Origin of the sequence: Pseudomonas sp. MYb541 (genome assembly GCF_037479595.1) — a bacterium.
Lineage (GTDB): Bacteria > Pseudomonadota > Gammaproteobacteria > Pseudomonadales > Pseudomonadaceae > Aquipseudomonas > Aquipseudomonas canadensis.
Window position 1 is genome coordinate 207072 of the sequence record NZ_JBBGYS010000003.1, and the last position, 8176, is coordinate 215247.

The 8176-nt window shown below is 59.5% G+C and carries 7 protein-coding genes; all 7 read right to left on the bottom strand.

All coding sequences use genetic code 11. The annotated features are described in order from the left end of the window. Nucleotides 1-20: 20 nt before the first annotated feature. The 7 genes from nuoF to WH299_RS03410 all read right to left on the bottom strand — a co-directional run bounded on the left by nuoF (nucleotide 21) and on the right by WH299_RS03410 (nucleotide 8041). Nucleotides 21-1376: an NADH-quinone oxidoreductase subunit NuoF gene (nuoF, locus tag WH299_RS03380; RefSeq protein WP_016975547.1), complete on the bottom strand. Its 1356-nt coding sequence runs from the start codon at nucleotides 1374-1376 to the stop codon at nucleotides 21-23. Further along, entirely contained in the window at nucleotides 1373-1870 is a 498-nt protein-coding gene (gene nuoE, locus WH299_RS03385) for an NADH-quinone oxidoreductase subunit NuoE (RefSeq protein WP_016975546.1), read from the bottom strand. The genes nuoF and nuoE overlap by 4 nt, the downstream gene beginning before the upstream one ends. A 2-nt stretch (nucleotides 1871-1872) precedes the next feature. Then, nucleotides 1873-3657 carry an NADH-quinone oxidoreductase subunit C/D gene (nuoC, locus tag WH299_RS03390; RefSeq protein WP_028616805.1) on the bottom strand — a complete coding sequence of 595 codons (1785 nt, stop codon included), beginning with the start codon at nucleotides 3655-3657 and terminating at the stop codon, nucleotides 1873-1875. Nucleotides 3658-3729: 72 nt separating this feature from the next. Continuing rightward, nucleotides 3730-4404 (bottom strand): NuoB/complex I 20 kDa subunit family protein, encoded by a 675-nt coding sequence (locus WH299_RS03395; protein ID WP_016975544.1) that lies wholly within the window; start codon nucleotides 4402-4404, stop codon nucleotides 3730-3732. A 10-nt stretch (nucleotides 4405-4414) separates the two neighbouring features. Next, entirely contained in the window at nucleotides 4415-4828 is a 414-nt protein-coding gene (locus tag WH299_RS03400; RefSeq protein ID WP_003219575.1) for an NADH-quinone oxidoreductase subunit A, read from the bottom strand. A 658-nt stretch (nucleotides 4829-5486) separates the two neighbouring features. Continuing rightward, complete coding sequence (gene aceA, locus WH299_RS03405; protein WP_010458877.1) at nucleotides 5487-6812, bottom strand: isocitrate lyase; 1326 nt, start codon at nucleotides 6810-6812, stop codon at nucleotides 5487-5489. Nucleotides 6813-7303: 491 nt separating this feature from the next. Next, nucleotides 7304-8041: a secretin N-terminal domain-containing protein gene (locus tag WH299_RS03410; RefSeq protein ID WP_123475884.1), complete on the bottom strand. Its 738-nt coding sequence runs from the start codon at nucleotides 8039-8041 to the stop codon at nucleotides 7304-7306. Nucleotides 8042-8176 lie beyond the last annotated feature (135 nt).

The window sequence follows — 8176 nt, forward strand, 5'->3', positions numbered from 1 at the left end:
ACCCTTCGCCTTTTAAAGCGTTACGCGCCGACTACGATCGGCTTTGCCAGAGGCGGGACGGCGGCGCTGGTAGGCGCGATGCCGGCTTCGAACTCCGAGCGGAAGTATTTGATGGCACTGCCCAATGGCTCCACGGCGCCCGGTGCGTGAGCACAGAAGGTCTTGCCTGGGCCGAGGAAACCGACCAGGCCGAGCAGGGTTTCGATATCACCCTCGCGGCCTTCGCCATTTTCCAGGGCCATCAGCAGCTTCACGCTCCACGGCAGACCGTCGCGGCATGGGGTGCAGAAACCGCACGATTCACGGGCAAAGAACTGCTCCATGTTGCGCAGCAACGAGACCATGTTCACGGTGTTGTCGACCGCCATCGCCAGGCCGGTACCCATCCGGGTGCCCACCTTGCCGATGCCGCCGGCATACATCTGTGCGTCGAGGTGCTCGGGGAGCAGGAAGCCGGTACCGGCGCCACCTGGCTGCCAGGCTTTCAAGGTGTAGCCGTCGCGCATGCCGCCGGCGTAGTCCTCGAACAGCTCGCGGGCGGTCACGCCGAATGGCAGTTCCCACAGGCCAGGGTTCTTGACCTTGCCGGAGAAGCCCATGAGCTTGGTGCCCATGTCTTCGCTGCCTTCGCGGGCCAACGATTTATACCAGTCCACGCCGTCGGCAATGATCGCCGGCACGTTGCACAGGGTTTCGACGTTGTTCACGCAAGTCGGCTTGCCCCACACGCCGACAGCGGCGGGGAAGGGCGGCTTGGAGCGCGGGTTGGCGCGGCGGCCTTCGAGGGAGTTGATCAGTGCGGTTTCTTCACCGCAGATGTAACGCCCGGCGCCGGTGTGCACGAACAGTTCGAAGTCGAAACCCGAACCGAGGATGTTCTTGCCCAGCAGGCCCGCTGCCTTGGCTTCTTCCACGGCACGGTTGAGGTGCTTGGCGGCGGTGGTGTACTCGCCACGCAGGAAGATGTAGCCACGGTAGGTTTTCAGCGCGCGGGCGCTGATCAGCATGCCTTCGATCAGCAGATGGGGCAGTTGCTCCATCAGCATGCGGTCTTTCCAGGTGTTCGGCTCCATTTCATCCGCGTTGCACAGCAGGTAGCGGATGTTGATGGATTCGTCCTTGGGCATCAGGCCCCACTTCACGCCCGTGGGGAAGCCTGCACCGCCGCGGCCTTTGAGGCCGGCGTCTTTCACGGTCTGGACAATGTCGTCCTGGGCCATGTCGGCGAAGGCTTTACGTGCGGCGGCGTAACCGTTCTTGGCCTGGTACTCGTCGAGCCACACGGGCTCGGCATCGTCACGCAGGCGCCAGGTCAGGGGATGGGTCTCGGGCGAACGCTTGATCAGGTTGGCCGGGCCGAAAGATGTAAGGGTCATGGGTAGCCCTCGAGCAATTGGGTCACGCCAGTTGCCTGCACGTCACCGAATGTGTCGTCGTCGATCATCAACGCCGGCGCCTTGTCGCAGTTGCCCAGGCAGCACACTGGCAGCAGCGTGAAGCGGCCGTCAGGGGTGGTCTGGCCGAGGCCGATGCCCAATTTGGTCTGGATCGCGTCAACCACCGATTCGTGGCCGCCGATATAGCAGACCATGCTGTCGCACACGCGAATGATGTGGCGGCCCACTGGCTGACGGAAGATCTGGCTGTAGAACGTGGCCACGCCTTCAACGTCGCTGGCGGGGATGCCGAGGATCTCGCCGATGGCGTAGAGGGCGCCGTCCGGCACCCAGCCACGTTCCTTCTGGACGATCTTCAAGGCTTCGATCGACGCCGCGCGCGGGTCTTCGTAGTGATGCAGCTCGTGCTCGATGGCCGAGCGCTCGGTTTCACTCAGGGTGAAACGGTCTGTCTGGATAAGCGTGCTGTTCATGCTTAGCGGTCCACGTCGGCCATAACGAAATCGATACTACCCAGGTACGCAATCAAGTCCGCGACCATCTCGCCTTTGATCACCGAAGGGATCTGCTGCAAGTGGGCAAAGCTTGGGGTACGGATCCGGGTGCGGTAGCTCATGGTGCCGCCATCGCTCGTCAGGTAATAACTGTTGATACCCTTGGTCGCTTCAATCATCTGGAAGGATTCGTTGGCCGGCATGACCGGGCCCCACGAAACTTGCAGGAAGTGCGTGATCAGGGTTTCGATGTGCTGCAGCGTGCGTTCTTTCGGCGGCGGCGTGGTCAGCGGGTGATCCGCCTTGTACGGGCCTGCTGGCATGTTGCGCATGCATTGCTCGATGATCTTCAGGCTCTGGCGCATTTCTTCGACGCGCACGATGCAACGGTCGTAGGCATCGCCATTGGCGGCCAGCGGGACTTCGAATTCGAAGTTTTCGTAGCCCGAGTACGGACGCGCTTTACGCAGGTCGAAGTCGCAACCGGTGGAACGCAGGCCAGCACCGGTGACGCCCCATTCCAGGGCTTCTTTGGTGTTGTACTGGGCGACGCCGATGGTACGACCCTTGAGGATGCTGTTATCCAACGCTGCCTTTTGGTACTCGTCCAGACGCTTGGGCATCCAGTCGATGAATTCCTTGACCAGGCGCTCCCAGCCATTCGGCAAGTCGTGGGCAACACCGCCGATACGGTACCAGGCCGGGTGCAGGCGGAAACCGGTGATGGCTTCGATGACCTTGTAGGCGCGCTGACGGTCGGTGAAGGTGAAGAACACCGGGGTCATGGCGCCGACGTCCTGGATATACGTACCCAGGAACAGCAGGTGGCTGGTGATCCGGAAGAACTCGGCCATCATGATGCGGATGGTGTCGACGCGGTCGGGCACCTTGATGCCGGCCAGCTTCTCGACCGAGAGCACGTACGGCAGGTTGTTCATCACGCCGCCGAGGTAGTCGATACGGTCGGTGTACGGGATGAAGCTGTGCCAGGACTGACGCTCGGCCATCTTCTCGGCACCACGGTGGTGGTAGCCGATGTCCGGGACACAGTCGACGATTTCTTCGCCGTCCAGTTGCAGGATGATACGGAAGGCACCGTGAGCCGAAGGGTGGTTCGGGCCCAGGTTGAGGAACATGTAGTCCTCGTTTGTGCCAGAGCGTTTCATGCCCCAGTCTTCCGGACGGAAACGCGCCGCTTCCTCTTCAAGCTGTTGCTTGGCGAGGTTGAGGCTGAACGGATCGAATTCGGTGGCGCGGGCAGGGAAGTCCTTGCGCAGCGGGTGACCTTCCCAGGTCGGCGGCATCATGATGCGCGTCAGGTGCGGGTGGCCCGGGAAGTCGATACCGAACATGTCCCATACTTCACGCTCGTACCAGCTGGCGTTCGGCCAGATACCGGTGACGGTCGGGACGCTCAAGTCGCTTTCGGACAGCGCGACCTTGATCATCACGTCGCTGTTACGTTCCAGCGACATCAAGTGGTAGAACACGGTGAAATCGGCGCCGCTCGGCAGGCCCTGGCGCTTGGTGCGCAGACGCTCGTCCACGCCATGCAGGTCATAGAGCATGACGTACGGCTTGGGCAGGTTGCGCAGGAAGGTCAGGACCTCGACGAGCTTGGCGCGCGCCACCCACAGCACCGGCATACCGGTGCGTGTGGCCTGGGCGGTGAAGGCGTCAGGGCCAAAACGGTTATTGAGTTCGACGACCACATCCTGGTCGTCTGCCTTATAAGGCGGGATGTACAGAGCGCTGCCTGTAGTCATGGTTTTTTTATCGCTTTCGGTCAACGTAAAGAATGAAGCCAGGTGTTCGTTCTATAAAAGAAGCGGTCTGGATCAGACTTCGTCAGGGCTGCGCAGATTGGTGACTGCGATTCGCTGTTCGCGGCGCTCTTCCTTTTGCGAAGGCATCTCGGCGCGGTACACGCCTTGATCACCGACGACCCAGGAAAGCGGGCGACGCTCCTTGCCAATCGATTCTTGCAACAGCATCAAGCCTTGCAGGAATGCTTCAGGGCGGGGCGGGCAGCCAGGCACGTAGACGTCCACGGGCAGGAACTTGTCCACCCCTTGAACGACGGAGTAGATGTCGTACATGCCACCGGAGTTGGCGCACGAACCCATGGAGATAACCCACTTCGGCTCGAGCATTTGCTCGTAGAGACGCTGGATGATCGGCGCCATCTTGATAAAGCAGGTGCCGGCGATAACCATGAAATCCGCCTGACGCGGTGACGCCCGGATAACTTCGGCGCCAAAGCGTGCGATGTCGTGGGGCGCCGTGAAGGCGGTGGTCATTTCCACGTAGCAGCACGAAAGGCCGAAGTTGTACGGCCACAGGGAGTTCTTACGTCCCCAGTTGACCGCGCCACTCAGCACGTCTTCGAGCTTGCCCATGTAGATGTTTTTGTGGACTTGATCTTCTAACGGATCGGAAACGGTTTCCCGTTCGCCGATAGGGTACTGATCGTTAGGAGCATCCGGGTCGATCCTGGTGAGATTGTATTGCATCGCCAAAGCCTCATTGTTTCAGCTTCGCTTGCCGCTTACGACGAGCTTCCGGAGCCCAGTCAAGGGCGCCCACTCGGAATAGGTAGACAAGGCCTGCCAACAGAATTGCTATGAAAACGAGAGCTTCGACGAATCCGGTCCAGCCGCTTTCGCGGACGGACACAGACCAGGCAAAGAGAAAGAGGGCTTCGATATCGAAGATCACGAAGAGCATCGCGACCAGATAGAATTTGGCTGAGAGCCGCAAGCGGGCGCCACCTGTAGGCAGCATGCCGGATTCGAACGGTTCATTTTTGCTGCGGCCCCAGGCTTTTGACCCGAGGAGGCTGGAGACACCAAGCATGAAGGCGCAGAGGCCGACAACACCGAGGAGGAAAATGGCAAAGCCCCAGTTGTGGGCCATGAGTCCTGTCGCTTCGGTCATGCTGGAAATCCTTAACAGAGAGCAAAGGTCTCTGAGCTCGAAAAAGTAACGATGCAGTGACGATATGTCGCACTGCAATCAATCGCGGTGATTTTATGGCTAAACACCGGGCAAGTAAAATTCCTATAGCGAAATTATTCGATGGAATAAGGACATAGTGCACCTTCGTGGGGCTGTAGCCCTTGCGTGGCGGGCATTAGCGGGCATTTAATCAAATGTGTTTTGTTTAGCCTGTAACGAAGTTTTCATGCGCCAAATGATAATGAATATTGTTTGCGCGGGGTTTAAGCGAATGTTTCTCGTGTGGCGAGGGAAGTTGCCGTTACTTGCTAGAGTGTCGCTTAGTTGCTGGCGGAGATCTTTTAACCGATCTGATCGGTGGAAATACCGCTCTGGATCAATGTTTTGCACAAAATCTTCAACTCGGCGCGTTCCCTGTGGGAGCCGGGCTTGCCCGCGATGGCGGTGCATCAGATATGAATGTGGTGTCTGCCCCGGCGCTATCGCAGGCAAGCCAGCTCCCACATTTTGATCGGTGTTGTGTCAGTCGAATGTTTATCAGCGCAAAAAAAAACGCCCCGAACAGGTCGGGGCGTGATTGTTGTGCGGCACTGCGGTTAGGTCTTCCTTGGTGCCGCAGTGGCCGTGTACGCGGTGCTTAGTGGAACTGCTCTTCTTCGGTCGAACCGGTCAGCGCGGTCACGGACGAGGTGCCGCCCTGGATCACGGTGGTCATGTCGTCGAAGTAGCCGGTGCCCACTTCCTGCTGGTGCGCCACGAAGGTGTAACCCTTCGATGCGTCTGCGAACTCCTGCTCTTGCAGCTTCACGTAGGCGGTCATGTCGTTGCGGGCGTAGTCGTGCGCCAGGTTGAACATGCTGTGCCACATATTGTGGATGCCGGCCAGGGTGATGAACTGGTGCTTGTAGCCCATCGCGGACAGTTCGCGCTGGAACTTGGCGATGGTCGCGTCGTCCAGGTTTTTCTTCCAGTTGAAAGAAGGCGAGCAGTTGTAGGACAGCAGTTGGTCCGGGTATTCCTTCTTGATCGCTTCGGCGAAACGACGGGCTTCGTCCAGGTCCGGCTTGGCGGTTTCGCACCAGATCAAGTCGGCGTACGGCGCGTAGGCCAGGCCACGGGCAATCGCCTGGTCCAGGCCGGCACGTACCTTGTAGAAACCTTCCTGGGTGCGCTCGCCGGTCACGAACGGTTGGTCGTACGGGTCGCAGTCCGAAGTCAGCAGGTCAGCAGCGTTGGCGTCGGTACGGGCCAGGATGATGGTCGGAGTACCGGCAACGTCAGCAGCCAAGCGGGCAGCGGTCAGCTTCTGTACGGCTTCCTGGGTCGGAACCAGTACCTTGCCGCCCATGTGGCCACATTTCTTCACGGATGCCAGTTGGTCTTCGAAGTGCACGCCGGCAGCGCCAGCCTCGATCATGCTCTTCATCAGCTCGTAGGCGTTCAGTACGCCGCCGAAACCGGCTTCAGCGTCAGCCACGATAGGCGCGAAGTAGTCGATATAACCTTCATCACCCGGGCCTTTACCGGCTTTCCACTGGATCTGGTCGGCACGACGGAACGAGTTGTTGATGCGCTTGACCACGGTTGGAACCGAATCCACCGGGTACAGCGATTGGTCGGGGTACATGGATTCAGCGGAGTTGTTGTCCGCTGCCACTTGCCAGCCGGACAGGTAGATCGCCTGGATACCGGCTTTCACCTGTTGCACTGCCTGGCCGCCAGTGAGGGCGCCCATGCAGTTAACGAAATCTTTGTCGGGACGGAAGGAAGGCTTGGCACCTTGGGTCACCAGGTTCCACAGCTTCTCGGCGCCGAGTTTTGCAAAGGTGTGCTCAGGTTGAACCGAGCCACGCAGGCGGACGACGTCAGCAGCGGAATAAGCGCGGGTCACGCCTTTCCAGCGTGGGTTTTCAGCCCAGTCTTTTTCGAGGGCTGCAATTTGCTGTTCGCGTGTCAGTGCCATGGAAGTAAACCTCGTCGCGTCTTCTTGTGGTGGAAAAAATCCATTTGCCAGCCCTGCATTCAAATGCGTGGGCAGGGCTGCTCGCTGACCAGAAGCTTAGGCGGTCATGTCGGGTCTGGCGGGGAATGCGACGGGATGAACGAGTGGCGAGAGGGGCGTTAGGTAAAGGCGGGCCGCGAACAGTCTGAGGGCGTCGTGGGCCCTTGGGTGTTCAACAGCGTGTAGCCGGGTTACCTGGTTAGCTTCCGTCCCTCGGGACAACTTCGTTCCAGTCGCAACCTCGTCAAACACGCCTTGTGGGCGGTACAGACACGAATCGGCTCAGGTGGGTAGCTTAGAGCGGCGATCCGAAGGCCCTTGCCAGGGCCCCTGATTAGCGGGAGCGAGGCCATCATGCCCATGCTTTTTTGGATCGTCAAATGTTTTGTAGTGCTTTTTTTCAAGCACTACATCTTTAGTCTAATACGACTCATCAGTCAGTTTTTGGTGCTTCAGTTCAGGGTGTCGACCTTCACCCGTACAGTCAGGTCGTCACGGCCCTGAGTAGAGTAGCTGCGGGTTGTAGAGGATTTGTCGGCCTGGGTCTCGCGATTGATGCCGGCCAGGGTGATCCATTCGCCCAAGCGCCCGCTGACCGTTGTGTCGGTACTTTGCACATTCACTACATCCGGACGTTCCTGGCTCATGCGGTCACGGTTGGTACTGATCGCCAGGTGCACGGTTTCGCCAGTGACGCTGGCAGTCACGTAGAACCCCTGGGTGACGTTGCGATACTGGGTCTGGTTTTGCAGGCGGCCGTAGCTGTCTTGCTGGGTGGTGGTCAGTGGTACGCTCTGGCCGACCTGGATCAGCGCGGGCACGCCTTCGCTGGCCTGGATCTGCTGGATGCCACCGTCACGACTGGCGGTGCCGTAGCTGATGATGCGCGTCTGGCTGTCGCCGCTGTTCTGCTGATTGTTTTCGTTGGTGTCGACGGTGATCAGCAGGCGCTTGGCGGGTGTGTCGAGTTGAGAGAGCAGGGCGCGCAGATTCTGGATCTTGGCCGGGTCAGCGTTAACAATCAGTTGGTTGCCGTAAGCGCTGACGGTGCCGTCCTTGCCGATGAAGTTCTGCGCCACGGGCAACAGGTCGGCACTGGTGCGGTTGCTCAGGTTGACGACTTCGGTGTCAGCCATGGCTGAAACGCTGGCGGTCAGGAGGAGGGCGGTGAGCAGGGTGCGTAGGGACATGTCCGTTATCTCTGCGAGTCATTTAGGCTGGATAGTGCCAGTTTGTCGGCCTGGCGGGTGGCAAGTTTAGTGAGGATTGAGCCTGCTGTGCCGGGTAGAGCTGTTGTGGTGAGCGGGCTTGCCCCGCGCTGGGCT

Coding starts and splice junctions, on each gene's coding strand:
- WH299_RS03410 (WP_123475884.1), bottom strand. CDS start 8,041: ATGTCCCTACGCACCCTGCTCACCGCCCTCCTCCTGACCGCCAGCGTT.
- nuoF (WP_016975547.1), bottom strand. CDS start 1,376: ATGACCCTTACATCTTTCGGCCCGGCCAACCTGATCAAGCGTTCGCCC.
- nuoC (WP_028616805.1), bottom strand. CDS start 3,657: ATGACTACAGGCAGCGCTCTGTACATCCCGCCTTATAAGGCAGACGAC.
- aceA (WP_010458877.1), bottom strand. CDS start 6,812: ATGGCACTGACACGCGAACAGCAAATTGCAGCCCTCGAAAAAGACTGG.
- nuoE (WP_016975546.1), bottom strand. CDS start 1,870: ATGAACAGCACGCTTATCCAGACAGACCGTTTCACCCTGAGTGAAACC.
- WH299_RS03395 (WP_016975544.1), bottom strand. CDS start 4,404: ATGCAATACAATCTCACCAGGATCGACCCGGATGCTCCTAACGATCAG.
- WH299_RS03400 (WP_003219575.1), bottom strand. CDS start 4,828: ATGACCGAAGCGACAGGACTCATGGCCCACAACTGGGGCTTTGCCATT.